The sequence below is a fragment of the Actinoplanes sp. L3-i22 genome (assembly GCF_019704555.1).
GTDB lineage: Bacteria > Actinomycetota > Actinomycetes > Mycobacteriales > Micromonosporaceae > Actinoplanes.
Genome location: NZ_AP024745.1, coordinates 7960346 through 7977507, shown reverse-complemented (window position 1 = coordinate 7977507; position 17162 = coordinate 7960346). Strand labels below are relative to the sequence as shown.

Below are 17162 nucleotides of genomic sequence, written 5' to 3'. Positions count from 1 at the left end.
GATTTCCCGTCCCGCATGATCGGATCATGAACGTGATCGACGCGGTGTGGAAGCGGGCCTGTGCCCATCAGGGCGGCGGGGTCGGCGACCGGCACCTCAGCGCGCTGCTGCTGGTCCACGGCACGATGCTGAACGGGGGCGCGGCCGCGGCCGTGGTCGGCTTCGAGCCCGAGGACCTGCGGGCGGCGGTCGAGGCCAGCGAGTACTTCGGCCTCAACGGGCTGGCGAACGTCTTCCGGGACCTGCCCGGGGCGGCCGTCTCCGAGTACGACGAGCGGCGCCTCGACCTGGCGTTCCAGGACATGGACCCGGAGGGCCTGATGCTGCCGGCCGCGTTCGAGGACCGCTACCACGCCACCCCGGAGGACTTCGATCCCGTCGCGCGGCGAAAGTTCGGCATCATGAGCCGGTGACGACGATCCGGCTGTTCCAGGACGAGGACGCTCCCACTGTCGCCGAGCTGATCGGGCGCTGCCTGCGGGAGGTGAACAGCCGGGACTACCCGGCCGAGCTGATCGAGCGGATGTGTGCGCACTTCGATCCACCCCGGATCCGCGAGCTCGCCGGGCAGCGGGAGATGTTCGTGGCCGTGGACGACGGCGTGCTGGCCACCGTGTCGCGGGACGGCAACAAGGTCTACACCATGTTCGTCGATCCGGCGGCCCACGGTCGCGGGCTGGGCCGGCTGCTGATGGGCCACATCGAGGGGCTCGCGGCGGCGGACGGGTTCGACCACATGGAGACCGGCGCGAGCATCACCGGCCACGGCTTCTACCACCGGCTCGGCTACGCCGACGTACGCGTCAGCGAGACGGAGGACTTCGGGCTCAACTACATTCTGCGCAAAGCGCTGCGCTGACCCGCGCGCGGTGGCCGGTCCACCAGGACAGGAACTCGCCGCGGGCGGTGACCAGCCGGTCGAGCGAGGTGTCACCGGCGTCGTAGCGCCGCGCCAGCAGCCACGTCTCGGTGGCCAGGGTCCACCGGCGACGGTCGGCGGCGTCGATCAGCTGACCGTTCGTGATCGGCACCCGGGCGCGGTAGCCGCGGACGAACGCGGCCGTCCGGTCCAGGTCCAGCGCGGCCCGGCCGCCGTCGCTGAACAGGATCGTGGCGGTACGGACCACCTCCAGGCCGTACGGGCGGACGGCCAGCCGGTCCCAGTCGAGCAGCCCGGTGACCCGGCCGCCGGTCACCAGCAGGTTCAGTGGGTTCAGGTCGCCGTGGGTCCAGCCGCACGGGCCCACCTCGGCGTCGGGCGGGCGCTCACCGGCGACGGCGTCCAGCAAGGCGAGGCGCCGGGTGATCTCGGCGGGCTCCTCGGCCAGCCGGGCGAACCGCTCCAACTCGGCGCGGGCGCCGGCGACCGTCGCGGGGGAGTCGGGCAGGTGCGCCGGCGCCGGCGGGCACAGCTCGGCCAGCGTGCGATGGAGGCGGCCGACCAGGTCACCGAGGGCGGTGCAGGCGGCGAGATCCAGATCCGCTCCGGTGGGGTGGGTGCCGAGGATCCAGTCGTTCACGGCGTACCGGAAGTCGTTGATCCTCAAGAGGGCATCGCCCTCGATGGTCTTCCGCGGCGCCGCCACCGGGAAGCCCGCCGCGGCCAGGCGCGGCAGCAGGTCCTGAGCGGCACGGACCGCCTCCGGTGGCCGGTCGGTCAGGCGCTTCACCGCGAAGGTGCCGCGGTCCGTGGTGAACTGCCAGTTCAGGTTCATCACGCCGGTCTGCACCGCCCGGCAGTCGAGCACCCGGCCGAGCCGGAACTCGGCCGCGACCCGCTCCCGCACCTCGGGCGGCAGCGGCGGCACCCTCATCCGAGCAGCTCCCGGGTGGCGGCCAGAGCCTCCTCGGCGCGCGCGGCCAGCGTGGTGACCAGCTCGGCGGCCGGGATCAGCGCGGTGATCAGGTCGACCGCCTCGCCGGCCCAGACCGGCAGCGGCGGGATCACGCCCCGGTCCACATCGTCCTGATAGTCCTGCTTCGCCCGCGGGTCGGCGGCGAGCTCGTCCTCCCGGCCGCGCCAGCGGTCCAGGTGCGGATGCGCCAGCGTGCGGGCGGTGTACCGGGACGGCCACGCCGAGCCGCGGGCCACGTCCAGGATGGCGCTGCGCTCGGTGTCGGCGCCGTGCCCGTCCAGGATCGCCTTCGTGATCACCGGATCGACCAGGGCCTCCGGCGTGGCCTGGAACCTGGTCCCGAGCAGCACCCCGGCCGCGCCCAGGGCCAGGGCGGCGGCGATGCCGCGCCCATCGGCGATCCCCCCGGCGGCGAGCACCGGCGTGGTCCCGGCAAGATCAACGACTGACGGTACGAACGCGAGCGCCGACCGCCCCCGCCGCGCCCCGTGCCCGCCGGCCTCGGTGCCCTGCGCCACGATCACGTCCGCGCCCAGATCAACCGCCTGCCGCGCCTCGTCGAAGTCGGTGACCTGCATGATCACCAACACCCCGGCGTCCCGGACCAGCCCGGTCCACGCCGACGGGTCGCCGAACGAGAACATCACCGCCCGCGGCCCCGCCTCGAGAACCCGCTCCACCGCCCCCGGCTCGATCGCCCAGGTGCGGAATCCCGCGCCCCAGATTCGGCTGTCCGCGACGATCGGCAGCTCCCGGTCCAGCCAGGCGTCATCGCCGACACCGAGCATCCCGAGGCCGCCGCCCGCCGAGACCGCCGCGGCCAGGGTGCCCCCGGCCGAGCCGCCCATCGGGGCCTGGACGATCGGATGCCGCACCCCGAGCAGCCGGGTGAACCCGGTGGTCAGCGCCACCGCGGCCTCAGCTCCGCTGCCGCGCGTCGTGGGCGGCGAGCACCCGGTCCGTCGGGTCCGCGCCGTGCGGTGTCCGCAAACGATCGGTGAGCACGAAGTCCGGCAGGGTGAACCGGTCGCCGTGCTGCATCTCGGAGAGCACGAACGTCCCGCCGCGCTGGGCCGGCTCCCAGCCACTGGCCAGCGCGAACAGCACCACCGCGCGGACGTCGCCGGGCGTCGGATAGGCCCCGTCGGACGCGCAGCCCCACGGCCCGACGAACAGCGACAGCAGATCCGCCTGCAGCGCGCGGCCGGTCTTGCCGGTGCCCCAGACCCGCACCCGGATGCACCGGTGCCAGTCCTTGTCACCCCGCACGTGATGAATCTCGGCGCGCCAGGTGAAGACCCGCGAGCCGTGCCGCAGATGCCGTAGCCGAGTTCGCATACCCCCACCTCTCGCCCCGATCCTGCCACAGCCCGCCCCGCCGATCTCGCCCGGAAGCGTGCCGCTCCTCCTCCCGTGGCGGGGTGGCACCAGCGTGCTCACGACTTCCTCAGGCGTCCGCCGGGTCACCGCTACTTTCAGCGTTCGCTCGACCGGATCCGGGCTCTGCTGGCCGATCCGGAGTGATCGGGGTCGCCCGCCGGATTCCCCGGCTGACCAGCGCGATGATCGCCGCGCTGGCCATCGCGGCGGCGAACACCAGCACCGTGGCGGTGCTGGTCCCGATGGCCACCAGCGTTCCGGCGAGGGCCGGCGCGACCGCCGCGCCCGAGCTGGCGCCGAGCAGGATGACGCTGAACACCCGGCCCTGCATCCGGTCCGGCGTGATCGCGGCGACGTGGCCGAAGAGCGCGGCGTTGCCGGCCGGCGCGATCACCAGCGCCACCGCGACCGGGACGACGGCCGCGACGCTGGTCATCAGCAGCGCGCTGATCAGCAGCGACCCGGTGGCGGCCAGGCAGAGGATCCGGGCGAGCGGGGCCAGGCCGAGCCGGCGCTGCAGCAGCGGCGCCAGCACCGCGCCGACCAGGCCGCCGACCCCGAGCACGGTCTCGATCAGGCCGATCACGGCGGGCGCGGTGCCGTTCCGCTGCAGCGACACGATGATCGTGAAGACCGCGCCGGTGATCGCGAAGTTCAGCGGGGCCGCGATGAACAGGACCGCGCGCAGGAACGGGTCCCGCACGACGAACGACACGCCCTCGGCCAGCGCCGCCCGGTAGCGGTCCGGCTCCGCCGCCCGCTGCTGCTGGAGCCGGCCGCGGATCAGCAGGACGCCGGCCATCGAGGCCAGATAGGACACCACGTTGCCGATGAACGGCAGCGCGTGACCGATCCCGAACAGCACGCCGCCGAGCGGTGGCCCGGCCAGCGCGACCCCGTAGCCCCGGGCCTCGTTGCGCGCCACCGCGGTCGGCAGCTCGGCGGCCGGGACGATGCTGCGCAGGGCGGCGTGCTCGGTGGTGCTGAACAGCGCGCTCGCGGCCGCGTTCACCACCGCGACCAGGATGATCACCCACAGGCGCACCTGACCGATGACGATCAGGACCGCCAGCGCCCCGCCGGCGAGCAGCCGCACGCCGTCGGCGGCGAGCATCGCCCGGCGGCGGTCCACCCGGTCGGCCAGCACCCCCACCGGCAGGTGGCAGACCAGCGTGGTGATCTTGCTGATCGTGGCGACGACGCCGGCCTGCACCACCGAGCCGGTCAGGATCAGCACCAGCAGCGGGACCGCGAACCCGGCCACCGCGTCGCCCAGCTCGGAGAGCACCTGCCCGCCCCAGAGCAGGTTGAAGTCGCGGTTGCGCCAGAGCGAGGTCATCGCCGAGCAGATTAGAGGAGGCGCAGGACGATCTTAAGTAGAGGTATCGACTTTCGGACATGTCTTCGGGAACCGGGACACCCATCGCTACGCTCTGCTCGTCCATCGGGCGGATGGGCAGAAGAACTCGGCGATCAGGGAATTCAGATGTCAGGCAACCGTGCGGCCGGGATCGCGACCGTCGCTCTCCTGCTCGCCGGCTGTGCGGATCAACCGGCGCAACCGGACGCCACGGCCGCCCTGCCGCCACCCGGGTCCTGCGGCGTCGAGGGGCTCGTCCCGGACGGCTCGACGCTGACCGCCGGCGACCTCGCGGGCGTGCGCGGCGCGACGAGCAGCCGCTGGACGGTGCTCGCCCGGTCGACCTGCGCGGGCGGGGTCGCGCGGGAGCCGGACCGGTGCGAGCGCTTTCCGTGGGCGACCGAGATGAACCTCTACGCGCTGGGCGGGCGGGGGTGGCTCGACGTGGGGCTCGGCTCCGCCGTACGGGAGCAGGTCGTGATTTTCGCGGTTGGCAGTTCTTTCGCCGAGACCTACGTGCGGGCCGCGCAGGGCTGCGGATTCACCACGCTCACCGTGGTGAACGGGGATCCGGCCACGCTGGAGCGCAGCCGGGGCGCGACGACCGAGATCGTCTACATGACCGCGCGATCGGTGATCTGGATGTCCAGCACCGATCCGGCCGTCGGGCTGGCCGATCTGGTCCGGCTCGCCGGCGTCGCCGAGGAGAGATCCGCGCAGCTCACGCCGCCGGCCTGAGTTTTTGTCAGACCCGGTCGCTACGGTTCGCGCATCTTCTCGACGACCACTTGGCGAAGGGTGGCTGTGATGCCTGCCGACACGACGTACCTCGAACTCTCCGAAGACAGCGGGAGCGCGCACAAGTTCTACGAGGTGACCGTCGACGGCACCGACCTGACCGTCCGCTATGGGCGGATCGGTGACCGCGGTCAGCTCCAGCAGTCCTCGTTCCCCACGCCGGCGAAGGCCATGGCCGCCGCCTCGAAGAAGATCGGCGAGAAGGTCCGCAAGGGGTACGCGCCGGCCGTCGCCGGGGGCCGGGCGCCGCGCTCGATCTCCCGCCGGCAGATCGTCAGCACCCGCTCCACCGCGACCCGCGCGCCGATCCTCTGGCGCTACGCCTCGGGCAGCCCGGCGTTCGGCATCTTCGTCGACGACGACGTCTGCATGGTCGGCAACGAGAGCGGCCTGATCACCACGCTCGGCCACGACGCCACCGTGCGGCAGCAGTTCCGGCTGCCGGACGGGGTGAAGTGCATCGTCGCCGACGACGGCTGGATCTACGCGGGCTGCGACGACGGCAACGTCTACGACCTGTCCGGCAAGATCCCGCGGCTGGCGTACCGGATCGCTCCGGAGATCGACATCTACTGGCTGGACATCCACGACGGCGTGCTCGGCGTCTCGGACGCCAACGGCGGGATCTCCGCGATCGACCACGAGGACGAGTTCCTCTGGCAGCGCCCCGGCCGGGGCAGCTCGGCGTGGATGGTCCGGTGCGACACCGACGCCGTGCACCACGGCCACTCCGGCGGCGTGACCAGCTACGACTGGCGCACCGGCCGGGAGCTGTGGCACACCAAGACCGGCCCGGTGCTGTTCGGCTGGCAGGAGCGCGAGACCCTCTACGCGGGCACCGCCACCCGCCAGGTCGTCGAGCTGGGCAAGGACGGCAAGGAGCGCCAGGTGTACCGGTGCGACGCCGCGGTCTACTCCTGCGCCACCGCCGAGGACGGGCGGTACGTGTTCGCCGGCGACAGCGCGTCCTCGATCTACTGCTTCGACACCAACGGCACCCGCCTGTGGAAGCTCAGCACCGGCTGCGGCTCGGCCTACTCGATGCAGTACCGGGACGAGCGCCTCTACATCGTCACCACCGACGGCTCGCTGTCCTGCATCGACGCCAGTGAGGCCGCGATCCAGGCGGCGGTGAGCGGCACCGTCCCGCAGCCCGTCGACGTGAAGGCCCCGCCGCGGATCCAGGCGGTCGTGCCGTCCACCACGGTCGAGATCATCCACGAGGCCACCGACGGCGTGCTGGTCGAGTGCATCGAGGTCGGCGGCCGGCTGCGGATCCGGGTGCTGTCCTCCGGGTACCACCAGGACTGGCAGGTCCAGTTCCCGAAGGGGATCCGCGAGGTGGGCAGCCGCTTCGTCGTCACCGGGGTGCGCGAGGCCGCGCGCGGCGGCTTCTACCGGGCGTACGGCGAGGTCCGCCGCCTCGTCTAGGACCGACCGGGCCTAGGGCGTGTTTTAGAAGTTGGTTTTGCCGGTGAGGGCCACGGCGTGGCGGTCATCGATAACTGAAGAGGTCTCCGGTAAGTGGTTCAGCGACCAAGCTAGAACTTCATACCGGAGACCTCGTGGCCACCTTAGCGGTGACGACGCGGCATGACCTCACCGACGCTCAGTGGCAGCGGCTTGCTCCGTTGCTGCCGGCTGTGTCGGGGAACGGGCGGCCGCCGAAGTGGACGAAACGGCAGCTCATCAACGGGATCCGCTGGCGGATCCGGAACGGGGTTCCGTGGCGGGACGTCGCCGCCGTCTATCCGCCCTGGCCTACCGTCTATGGACTGTTTCGCCGCTGGCAACGCGACGGCACCTGGGACAGCATCCTGGCCGCTCTGCAGGCCCATGCCGATGCGGCCGGCCGGATCCGCTGGGACATCAGCCTCGACTCGATGACCAGCCGCGCCCATCAGCACGCGGCCGGTGCTCGCCGCGACGGGCAGCTGCAGAAGGAGCCGCCCGGCGGCGTGCACACCGAACCTGATGATCACGGCCTGGGGCGGTCGCGGGGCGGGTTGACCACCAAGACGCATCTGGCCTGTGAGCAGGGGCAGAAGGTCATGGCGTTCATCGTGACCGCCGGGCAGTGCGGGGACAGTCCGCAGTTCATCCCGGTCCTGTCCAGGATCCGGGTCGGCCGGCCCGGCGGTGGCCGGCCCCGGACCCGCCCCGACACGGTCCTCGCCGACAAGGCCTACACCTCGAAAGAAAACCGTTCCTACCTGCGTAAACGCGGAATCCGGGCGTGCATTCCCAGCAAGAGTGACCAGGACGCCCACCGCAAAGCCAAAGGCCGCAAAGGCGGCCGGCCACCCGCTTTCGACCGGCTCGTCTACCGGCAACGCCACGCCGTCGAATGCGGCATCAACCGCCTCAAACGCCACCGCGGCGTCGCGACCCGCTACGACAAACTTGCCGTCCGCTACCAGGCAGTCCTGACCATCACCATCATCTGCGAGTGGCTCTGACCTGCTTATGAAACACGCCCTAGGCGAGCGGCTGGAGCGTGAACGTGCTGTCCGCCTCGAACGAGTCGCCGGAGGGCTTGTCGATGTAGAGGTCGGCGCCCCGCCGGTGCAGGAAGTAGTCGGGGTAGTTCTTCGACCGGACCCGGAACGAGCCGGCCGGCTGATCGTCCTCGGCGCAGAACGTCGCGTCCTGGCGGAACAGGTCGGAGTCCTCCTTCGCGGCGAAGCGCAGGCGGTAGTCGAAGTGCCGGAGGTACTTGCCGTCCTCGTCGCGGAACGTGAAGCAGTCCTCGTCGGCGAGGCCCTTCACCACGGTCACCGGCGGGGACTCCACGTCGGTGAGGGTGGCGAACTCGCCCTTGACGGCGAGGAAGGTGGACTTGTCGTCGGCGGGGGAGACCTGCCAGGAGCCGGTGGCCAGCCCGTCCGGGGCGGTCGGCGCCGGGGCCGCCGACGCGGTCGTGGGGCGGACCGACGGGGAGGCCGCGGCCTGCGGCACCGGCGCGGCGGGGGAGCGCAGGACGAGGTAGCCGACGGCGGCGGCGACGATCAGACCGGAGGCGATCACCAGGGCGAGGACGCCGGGGTGAAGACGGCGGCCGGCCTGGGTGCCGGTGCCGCCACTGCCGTAGATGGTCATCGCTGTTCCTCCCGCTGCCGCCTGCGCCACGACTGCCCGCGGGCGCGACCGGCAACATTACGGGGTGGCTCCCGAGGCCGGGGGCGACAACCCGGTGGGGCACCCGGAGGGATGCCCCACCGCGCGGAATCAGCTGGCGTCGGCCAGGGCGGCGAGGGCCTGAGCCGCCCGGAAGTACTTGTTGCGGCCCAGCTCACCGATGGTCTTGACGCCGAGCGCGTCACGGATCAGCTTGCCGCCACTGGCGCTGACGCCGGCCAGCGCCTCGACCGGAGCGTCGAGGATCTCTTCCAGGGACTTGTCCTGCCAGGCCTTGTCGAGGACCTTCTCCAGATCGGCGGTGATCGCCACTTTTCCTCCGCTTGATGCCTAGGTGCAGCCACATGGACGGTTTGATCCACTCAGGAGTGGATCACCGGGCCGGAAGCTTAACGGATCACCGTGAACCCGGGGCATCGGCCGTACGGCGTCCAAAAGCCACCTTGACCAGGGCTTTGGCTGCCTGGAGGGCGCGCTGTGACGGGCGGGTGACAGGTCTCGACACGATGAATCCCGGTACGTCACGTCCCGTCACGCCCATATCGGCCACCCTGCCAATAGTTTTCCTGGGTATCGGTGCCGATGCCCCGACTCCACCCTGGTCAGCACCGTGGATCCATGAGAAGAACCCTCGCGGCGGCCGTCGCCGTTCTAGCCATCTCGTCACTCGCCGTAGCGGCTCGGGCCGTGGGCGCCCCACCCGCCGATCAGCGGCCCGACGAGCACTACCTCGTCGTGCTGCGCCGGGCGCCGGCCGCGGCAGCGGCGCTCCGGCACGCCCGCGCGATCGGTGTCCACGTCGACCGGGAGTACCACCACGCGCTCGACGGCTTCGCCGCGGTGTTGTCCGCGGCCCAGCTGACCGCGTTGCGGGCCGACCCCGCGGTCGAGTACGTCGTGGCGGACGGGACGGTGACCCCGGACGCCGGCGGCCCGTACCGCGGTGACGTCGGGACGAGCGGGTCGGCGACCGGGGCCGGGGTCACGGCGTACCCGATCGACTGCGGCGCGCACGGGACCGAGGCCGCCGGCCTCCTGCGGTACTGGGCGCCGGGCGCCCGCGTCCACCCGGTCACCGCGTGCGGCACCGCGTCCGCGGTGATCGCCGCGATCGACCGGGTCACCGCGGAGCGGCGCGGCCCGACGGTGGTGAGTCTGGGCCTGAGCGGCGAGCCGAACCGGGCGCTCGACGAGGCGGTCGCCGGCTCGGTCGCGGCGGGCCTGGTCTACGCCGTGACCGCCGGCAACCGCGACCGGGACGCGTGCGGCTGGTCCCCGGGCCGCTCCTCGGCGGTGATCACGGTCGGCGCGAACCCGTGGCGCGACTTCGGACCGTGCGTGACCCTGTTCGCCGGCCCGCCGGTGGTGGCCGCCGCGGCGGCGCTCTACCTGGAGTCGCATCCGGGCGCGCGGCCGGCCGCGGTCAAGGCCTGGCTGATCGCCAATGCCACCAAGGGCGTCCTGCACAACCTGCGCGAGGGCACACCGAACCGGGTGCTGAACCTCGGTGCTTGAGTTATCCACAGGACCGGAATTCGTTCCGCGGTCGGCCGTGCCGAGCAGGTACGGTCGGTCGCGTGAAAGCGGTGATGCGAGCTCTGATGGCCGGCAGCCTCGGCCTGACCCTGATCGGGTGCACGGCCTCGGGCGACGAGTCGATGGCCGCGACCCCGGCCTCCCCGGTCCCGGAGGCCGCGGCGGCGATGGCCGACATCGCCGTGCGCCCGCTGGCCGGCACCGACGCGGCGCCGTTCGACCGGGCCCGGTCGATGCGGGCCCCGGCCGGCTGGTCGGTGACGGTCTGGGCCCGGGTGCCCGGCGCCCGCCTGCTCGCCTGGACGCCGGATCAGCGGCTGCTCGTCTCCCGGCCCAAGCTCGGCGACGTCGTCGAGTTGATCCCCGGCGCCGCCGACGCGGCCCCGCAACAGCACACCCTGGTCAGTGGGCTGAACCAGCCGCACGGCCTGGCGTTCCGGGGCGACACGCTCTACGTGGCCGAAAGCGATCAGGTCGACACCTTCGCCTACTCGGCCGGCGCGGTCACCGGGAAGAAGGTGGTGATCGACGGCCTGCCCGACGCGAAGAGTCCCGAGCTGGGCGGCGCCTACGCGCACGCGTTGAAGAGCGTCGCGATCGGTGGGGACGGCACGATCTACGTCTCGGTCGGCTCCACCGGCAACATCTCCACCGAGGACCGGGCGGCCACGCCGGAGCGGGCCACCATCCTGAAGGCGCCGCCCGGCGGCGGGACCCCCACGGTCTTCGCCCGCGGCGTGCGCAACGGCACCGGCCTGGCGATCGCACCGGACGGCGCGGTCTGGACCGCGGTCAACAACCGGGACAACATCGCCGACCCCGCCGATCACAAAGTCAAGCAGAGCTATGTGAACGATCATCCGCTGGAGCCGCTGGCCAAGCTGACCCAGGGGCGGGACCTCGGCTGGCCGTACTGTAATCCTGCTCTTGATCGGTCCTGGGACCGCGATGACCAGCTCAATCGCGACGGGCAGAAGCTGGACTGCGCGGCGCTTCCGGAGATCGAGCAGGGGATGGGCGCGCACTCCGCGCCGCTCGGGCTGAGCTTCGCGACGCTGCCGGCGCCGTTCGGGGCGGGCGCGCTGGTCGGCATCCACGGCTCGTGGAACCGGAAGCCGCCGCGCGCGCCCGAGGTGTCGTTCTTCGCCTGGAGCAAGGGGGATCTCGGCCCGCAGCGCACGCTGCTCGGCGGTTTCCAGGACGCCGAGGGCAACCGCTGGGGCCGGCCGGTCATGGCAGTGCAAGGCCCCGACCAGGCCATCTACGTGAGCGACGACCTGGCCGGCGCCATCTATCGGGTGTCCCCGAGCTGAGCTGAAGGTCAGGACATCGCGACGTCGTCGAAGTAGACCGTGCCGGTGTTGTCGGCGGACTTCAGGTGCAGCTGCACGCTGGCGGCGCCGGCCGGGGCGGTCGTCTCCACCACCAGCTTCGTCCAGGTGGTGTTGCCGGTCGGCAGCCGGTTCGAGGTGCTCTCGCTGATCCACTTGCCGGCCGCGTCGAACCAGCTCAGCGAGATCTCGGTGACCCCGGTCGCGCTGAAGCCGCGGGCGTACGCCTCGGCCCGCCACTTGTAGTTCGGCTGCACCGGCGTGATCGGCGCGGTCCGCATCGACGGCAGGCCGGACGCGGTCCGGGTGGTGCCGGCGAACCGCAGCGAGTAGGAGCCGGTCCGCGCCATCCCGGTGACGACCGTGCCGACCCCCGCCTCGGGCTGGTTCGCCTTCCAGGTCAGCTCGTTCGCCGGCGCCTCGAAGCCCAGGTTGAGATAGGTGTTCGGCATCGCCGTGCCGGTCCACGCGGTCCGCACCACGGACGCGGCGAGCTTGGCGGTGCCGTCCGAGCGGTACAGGCCGAACGTGTACTGCCCGGCGATCGTCGACACGTTCGACTGCGCCGGGATCGCCCCGGCGGAGAAGTCGTTCAGTGTCCACGGCGCCACCGACCCGACGCCGGCCTCGGCCGCCGCCCGGAACACCCGGGCCAGGTAGGCGGCCTGCTCCCCGTCGCTGGTCGCGCCGCTGCTGACCCCGGTCTCGCCGATCACGATCGGGGCCGGCGAGACGGCGGCCTGCGCCTTGCGGATCTCGGCGAGCGAGCGCTCCGAGTTGCCGTAGAAGTGGAAGTCGTAGTAGTCCAGCGGCGTGCCGGCCAGCGCGGTCTTGATCTTCGCCATGCCGGCCGCGCCGGTGCCGCCGTCGACCGAGAGGGTCAGCGGCAGGTTCGGGGCGATCGCCCGGACCGCCGGGATGATCTGCCTGACCCAGGTGACCGCGGCCGCGTCGTCCGGCTGGAACTCGTTCTTCAGCTCGACCGTGACCACCCGCGGGTCGTCCTTGTACGGGTCGATCAGCGCCTTCGCCCAGGTCACGCTCCGGGCCACCTCGCTGTACCCCTCCCACCAGTCGAACAGGGTGAGCTTGACGGTCATCCCGTAGGAGTCCGCGATGCTGATGAACTTGCGCAGCTTCTCGGCGTACTCGGCCTTCGGGGTCGGGTAGCCGAACGCGTCCGGGAAGAGGATCACCCGCACGTTGTTGGCGCCCAGGGCCGCGGCCTTGGCCAGGTCCGCGTCGATCGCGACCGGGTCGAAGTTCGTCCACATCGCCGACCAGCCGGCGTTCGACGGGTAGTAGTTGATCGTCTTCGCGACCTTCACCGCGGCCAGCCGGCCGGCCAGGGTCGGCGCGACGGCGGTGGTCGCGGCGTGCGCGGGAGTCGCCATCAGGAGTGAGGATGCCATGAGCGCGGACGCCAGGAGGGTTGCACGGAGCCGGTTGCTCATCAGGGGGCCTCACTCGTCGGGTTGCTTTTCGGGGGCGCCCCTTTCGATCGGCGGGTATCACCGGGGTTGCAGGCCTTGGATGAGGGCAACTGGGTTGCGGTGAAGTAGCTCAGATCAAGATCAAAATCCGCCTACGGTACGACCGTGACCGGCCATTTCCCACAGCGGACCAGCTTGATGGCGAGCGACCCGGCGATCCGGTGCAGCATCCCGGCCGAACGGCCCACGATGACCGCGTCGGCCCGCGCCTCCCGGGCCGCGGCGGTCAGCTCGGCGAACGGCTCACCGGTGCGCACGACCAGCTCGGCATCGACCCCGAGCTGCGGCAGGTACTGCTCGAACGCGGTCCGCAGCTCCCGCTCGACCTCGTTCTGCGCGTCGATCGCGGTGACCGCGGCGTGCCCGCCGGCGTCGGCCAGCGGCAGCAGCGCCGGCGGATTGGCCCGGACGTACACGGCGATCAGCCGGCAGTGCTGGCGGCGCGCCATGCCGGCCGCATAGGCCGCCGCGTTCATCGATGACGCCGACCCGTCGATGCCCACCAGGATCGCGCCCGGTCCGTCCCTACCCATAGCCGCCACCCAATAAGTGAACGTGCAGCGTTCAGTTAAGCAGACTGTATCCCGACGGAAACCGTTCAGCAATGCGGGCGCTCAGCGTTTGTCAAGCACATATCGACCTGCCGAACGTGCTGAGGGTCATTCGTCAGCCTGATCAGGGCGGCATAGCCTGTTGCTGAGACAAGCACAGGAGGCGACATGGAGTCACGCACCGACCTCATCGAGGACTTGATGAGCCGGTTCCCGAACGTTCCACGGGAAGCGGTGATCAAGGAGGATCTGCTGCGTGGCGGTCTGGCGTTCGACGACTCGGCGCTGACCGACAACGAGAACGGCGACGTCAAGCCCAAGTCCTACTTCATCTTCTCGTTCGACCTGCGCACCCTCCCCGAGCTGGGCCAGGCCGCGCTGCAGCGCCCGCCGGAGGAGATCGTCCTCACCGGCGGGCCCTACGACCTGCGCCGCACGGTCGTGTCGGTGCGGATCAACCCGGCTTCGCCGTACCGGGTGAAACCGGACGCCGACGGCCGCCTCACGCTCTTCCTCGAGGACCGTCCGATCGCCGAGGTCGGCCTCCCGCCGATGCCGGAGTACTACCGGCACACCCTGGCCAACGGCAAGCAGGTGATGGAGGTCGCACCCACCATCCAGTGGGGCTACCTCGTCTACCTCACGGTCTTCCGCGTCTGTCAGTACTTCGGCGCCAAGGAGGAGTGCCAGTACTGCGACATCAACCACAACTGGCGCCAGCACAAGGCCGCCGGCCGGCCGTACACCGGGGTCAAGCCGATCGAGGAGGTCCTCGAGGCGCTCGCGATCATCGACAAGTACGACACGCTGAAGACGTCCACGGCGTACACCCTGACCGGCGGCAGCATCACCTCGCAGGTCGGCGGCAAGGCCGAGGCCGACTTCTACGGGCAGTACGCGGAGGCGATCGAGGAGCGTTTCCCCGGCCGCTGGATCGGCAAGGTCGTCGCCCAGGCGCTGCCCCGGGCCGACGTGCAGCGCTTCAAGGACTACGGCATCCAGATCTACCACCCGAACTACGAGGTGTGGGACAAGCGCCTGTTCGAGCTGCACTGCCCGGGCAAGGAGCGCTACGTGGGCCGCGCCGAGTGGCACCGCCGCATCCTGGAGTCCGCGGAGGTCTTCGGCCCGCGCAACGTCATCCCGAACTTCGTGGCCGGCATCGAGATGGCCGAGCCGTTCGGGTTCCGCACGGTCGACGAGGCGATCGAGTCCACCACCGAGGGCCTGCAGTACTTCATGTCCCGCGGCATCACCCCGCGCTTCACCACCTGGTGTCCGGAACCGACCACCCCGCTGGGCAAGACCAACCCGAACGGCGCCCCGCTGGAGTACCACATCCGGCTGCTCGAGGCGTACCGCGCCACGATGGAGTCCAACGGCCTGACCAGCCCGCCCGGCTACGGCCCGGCCGGCGCCGGCAACGCCGTCTTCTCGGTCAGCTCCTTCATGGACAGCCTCCCCGCCGCGGAGCAGCCCGCCGAAGCCTGACCGAAAATCACGATCAACTTCAGCATTGCCCCGGCTGCGGCCAATAGCTGATCGTCGCTCCCGCGGGGACCCTTCCGGTCCTCGCAGGGCGCGGGGCGCCCAAAAACGCGAGGCCCGAAAGGGCGACGTCCGCGGGTGGTTGCGGTTTATAAGAACCCAGCGGCGTCGCCCGGTCGGAAACCGCGAGCTGGCAGCCCGGGATTCTCCCGGAATGTGCCGATCGAGGCCCGATGGGGGTAACCGGGAGCCCGCCCGATGGCCCGGACCGCCCACGGTCGGCTACCGCTAGAGGTATGAGCGAAGCCGTACTCCCGGAACTACGCCCGAGCTGGTGGGAGACGGGGGTGCGGGCTCGCGCCGACGCCGGCATCCTGGGCGTCTTCGCCGAGCTCCCGAGCCTGATCCGGAAGGCCGTCCGGGTCGCCTGGCACGCCGACCGGATGCGCACGGTCCTGGTCGCGATCTCGACCGTGACCAGCGGCGCGCTGGCCGCGTTCGGCCTGCTCGCCACCCAGCAGGTGCTGATCCAGCTGTTCGCCGGCGGCCCCACCCCGGACCGGGTCCGCGCGGCGCTGCCGGCACTGATCTGGCTGGCCGCGGCGACCGCGATCCGCGGCGCGCTGGGCATGGCCGTCGGCTACGCGCTCAACGGCCTGACGCCCCGGGTGCGCCTGGTCGTCGAGCGGGAGCTGTTCGAGCACACCACCGCCGTGGACCTGAAGGCGTTCGACGACGACACGTTCGCCGAGGGCATGGAGCGGGCCACCCGCGGCACCGAGGCCGCGATCGAGCTGGTGCAGAACACCATGAACCTGTTCGCCGGCGTGGTCAGCCTGCTCGCCGTGCTGATCGCGGTGGTCGCCGTGCACCCGCTGCTGCTGCTGGCGCTGCTGGTGGCGACGGTCCCGACCGGGTACGCCGCGCTGCGCGCCGGGCACGTCCGGTTCCAGAGCTACCTGGCCAGCTCGACGCGCCGGCGCCGGCAGTGGGTGCTGCAGCAGTTGATGGCCGAGCGGGTGTCGGCGGCCGAGCTGCGCTCGTACGGCCTGCGCGGGTTCCTGCTCGGCCTCTACGACCGGGTGATGGGCGCCCAGGTCACGGTCGAGCTCGGCGTCGCGCGGCGGGTCACCACCACGACCAGCGTCGGCGCGTCGGCCGGCGGGGTCGCCCTGGCCGGCGTCTACGGGCTGCTCGGCCTCCTGCTGCTGGACGGCCAGATCCCGCTGGCGGCCGCCGCGACCTGCGTGATCGCGGTGCAGGCCGCCCAGCGCGCGCTGTCGCTGGTGACGTTCCAGGTGGACCGGGTCTACGCCAGCGGACAGTTCTTCAACGAGTACGTACGCTTTCTCGCCGCCGCCCGGGATCACCTGCCGGCCACGGTCGCGGACCGCCCCGTACCGGAAATCCTGAAGGAATTGCAGGTCAGCGACGTGACGCTGCGCTATCCGGATCGCGACCGCCCGGCCGTCGACGCGGTGACCCTGACGATCCGGGCCGGCGAGACGATCGCGCTGGTCGGCGAGAACGGCTCCGGCAAGTCGACCCTGGCCGCGATGATCGCCGGGCTGCGCGAGCCGTCCGGCGGGACGATCAGCTGGAACGGCCGGCCGTACCCGGAGTGGGACGTCGCCGGCCTGCGCGGCCAGATCGGCGTCGCGCTGCAGGAGCACCACAAGTGGCCGTTCAGCGCGGCCACCAACATCGCGATGGGTGACGTGGACGCCGCCGCGGATCCGGTGCGGATCGAGGCCGCCGCCCTGCGCGCCGCCGCCCACGAGATGATCCAGGAGCTGCCGCACGGCTACGACACGCTGCTCGACCGCACGTTCAAAGAGGGACAGGACCTCAGCGGCGGCCAGTGGCAGCGGATCACCGCGGCCCGCGCGTTCCTCCGCGACGCACCCCTGCTGATCATGGACGAGCCGTCCTCGGCGCTCGACCCGCGCGCCGAGGACGCCCTGTTCCAGGCGTTGCGCGACCGGCAGGGCACGCACACCACGATCCTGATCACGCACCGGCTCGCGAACGTCACGCACGCCAACCGGATCTTCGTGATGGACCGCGGCGCGCTGATCGAATCCGGTACCCACCGCGAGCTGATGGCGGCGGCCGGCACGTACGCCCAGCTCTTCACCCTGCAGGCGGCCGGCTATCAGCCGGATTGAGAGCAGACCCGATTTCCGGTACGGCCATCGGCCCGGCCCCGCGACGTCCCGCCGGCGCCCGGT

Annotated in this window: 17 protein-coding genes; 9 read left to right on the top strand and 8 right to left on the bottom strand. The window is 71.5% G+C overall.

The window, feature by feature from the left end; all coding sequences use genetic code 11:
- Positions 1-26 precede the first annotated feature (26 nt).
- Both L3i22_RS35915 and L3i22_RS35910 read left to right on the top strand, forming a co-directional pair.
- Positions 27-413 carry a hypothetical protein gene (locus L3i22_RS35915; RefSeq protein WP_221321926.1) on the top strand — a complete coding sequence of 129 codons (387 nt, stop codon included), beginning with the start codon at positions 27-29 and terminating at the stop codon, positions 411-413.
- Entirely contained in the window at positions 410-859 is a 450-nt protein-coding gene (locus tag L3i22_RS35910; protein WP_221321925.1) for a GNAT family N-acetyltransferase, read from the top strand. The genes L3i22_RS35915 and L3i22_RS35910 overlap by 4 nt, the downstream gene beginning before the upstream one ends.
- Here L3i22_RS35910 and L3i22_RS35905 read toward each other — a convergent pair.
- The 4 genes from L3i22_RS35905 to L3i22_RS35890 form a co-directional block, all read right to left on the bottom strand.
- Positions 828-1814 (bottom strand): phosphotransferase, encoded by a 987-nt coding sequence (locus L3i22_RS35905; protein ID WP_221321924.1) that lies wholly within the window; start codon positions 1812-1814, stop codon positions 828-830. The two genes, L3i22_RS35910 and L3i22_RS35905, sit on opposite strands and share 32 nt — an antisense overlap.
- Complete coding sequence (locus tag L3i22_RS35900; RefSeq protein WP_221321923.1) at positions 1811-2767, bottom strand: nitronate monooxygenase family protein; 957 nt, start codon at positions 2765-2767, stop codon at positions 1811-1813. The genes L3i22_RS35905 and L3i22_RS35900 overlap by 4 nt, the downstream gene beginning before the upstream one ends.
- 7 nt (positions 2768-2774) lie before the next feature.
- Complete coding sequence (locus L3i22_RS35895; RefSeq protein ID WP_221321922.1) at positions 2775-3194, bottom strand: integrase; 420 nt, start codon at positions 3192-3194, stop codon at positions 2775-2777.
- Positions 3195-3303: 109 nt separating this feature from the next.
- Complete coding sequence (locus L3i22_RS35890; protein WP_221321921.1) at positions 3304-4575, bottom strand: MFS transporter; 1272 nt, start codon at positions 4573-4575, stop codon at positions 3304-3306.
- 147 nt (positions 4576-4722) lie between these two features.
- Here L3i22_RS35890 and L3i22_RS35885 point away from each other — a divergent pair, with 147 nt between their 5' ends.
- The 3 genes from L3i22_RS35885 to L3i22_RS35875 all read left to right on the top strand — a co-directional run bounded on the left by L3i22_RS35885 (position 4723) and on the right by L3i22_RS35875 (position 7853).
- Positions 4723-5334 carry a hypothetical protein gene (locus L3i22_RS35885; RefSeq protein WP_221321920.1) on the top strand — a complete coding sequence of 204 codons (612 nt, stop codon included), beginning with the start codon at positions 4723-4725 and terminating at the stop codon, positions 5332-5334.
- Between the two features lie 69 nt (positions 5335-5403).
- Entirely contained in the window at positions 5404-6825 is a 1422-nt protein-coding gene (locus L3i22_RS35880; protein ID WP_221321919.1) for a WGR domain-containing protein, read from the top strand.
- A 134-nt stretch (positions 6826-6959) separates the two neighbouring features.
- Entirely contained in the window at positions 6960-7853 is an 894-nt protein-coding gene (locus L3i22_RS35875; protein WP_221321871.1) for an IS5 family transposase, read from the top strand.
- A gap of 19 nt (positions 7854-7872) precedes the next feature.
- Here L3i22_RS35875 and L3i22_RS35870 read toward each other — a convergent pair whose 3' ends face one another.
- Together L3i22_RS35870 and L3i22_RS35865 are read right to left on the bottom strand one after the other, a co-directional pair.
- On the bottom strand, positions 7873-8493 hold the full coding sequence (locus L3i22_RS35870) for an AbfB domain-containing protein (protein ID WP_221321918.1): 621 nt from the start codon (positions 8491-8493) through the stop codon (positions 7873-7875).
- Between the two features lie 129 nt (positions 8494-8622).
- Positions 8623-8844: a hypothetical protein gene (locus L3i22_RS35865; RefSeq protein ID WP_221321917.1), complete on the bottom strand. Its 222-nt coding sequence runs from the start codon at positions 8842-8844 to the stop codon at positions 8623-8625.
- Positions 8845-9150: 306 nt separating this feature from the next.
- On the opposite strand from L3i22_RS35865, the gene L3i22_RS35860 reads away from it, so the two are divergent.
- Entirely contained in the window at positions 9151-10047 is an 897-nt protein-coding gene (locus tag L3i22_RS35860) for a S8 family serine peptidase (protein WP_221321916.1), read from the top strand.
- A gap of 62 nt (positions 10048-10109) precedes the next feature.
- Positions 10110-11381, top strand: coding sequence for a sorbosone dehydrogenase family protein (locus L3i22_RS35855; protein WP_221321915.1), 1272 nt, complete (start codon positions 10110-10112; stop codon positions 11379-11381).
- A gap of 8 nt (positions 11382-11389) precedes the next feature.
- On the opposite strand, the gene L3i22_RS35850 is transcribed toward L3i22_RS35855, so the two are convergent.
- Positions 11390-12793 (bottom strand): cellulase family glycosylhydrolase, encoded by a 1404-nt coding sequence (locus L3i22_RS35850; protein ID WP_255657417.1) that lies wholly within the window; start codon positions 12791-12793, stop codon positions 11390-11392.
- A gap of 191 nt (positions 12794-12984) precedes the next feature.
- Entirely contained in the window at positions 12985-13425 is a 441-nt protein-coding gene (locus L3i22_RS35845; RefSeq protein WP_221321913.1) for a universal stress protein, read from the bottom strand.
- 186 nt (positions 13426-13611) lie between these two features.
- Between L3i22_RS35845 and L3i22_RS35840 the strand changes: the two genes are divergently transcribed.
- Both L3i22_RS35840 and L3i22_RS35835 read left to right on the top strand, forming a co-directional pair.
- The gene (locus L3i22_RS35840; protein WP_221321912.1) at positions 13612-14934 is read left to right on the top strand and encodes a radical SAM protein; all 1323 of its coding nucleotides are present in this window, start codon (positions 13612-13614) and stop codon (positions 14932-14934) included.
- 230 nt (positions 14935-15164) lie between these two features.
- On the top strand, positions 15165-17099 hold the full coding sequence (locus L3i22_RS35835; protein WP_221321911.1) for an ABC transporter ATP-binding protein: 1935 nt from the start codon (positions 15165-15167) through the stop codon (positions 17097-17099).
- Positions 17100-17162: the final 63 nt, after the last annotated feature.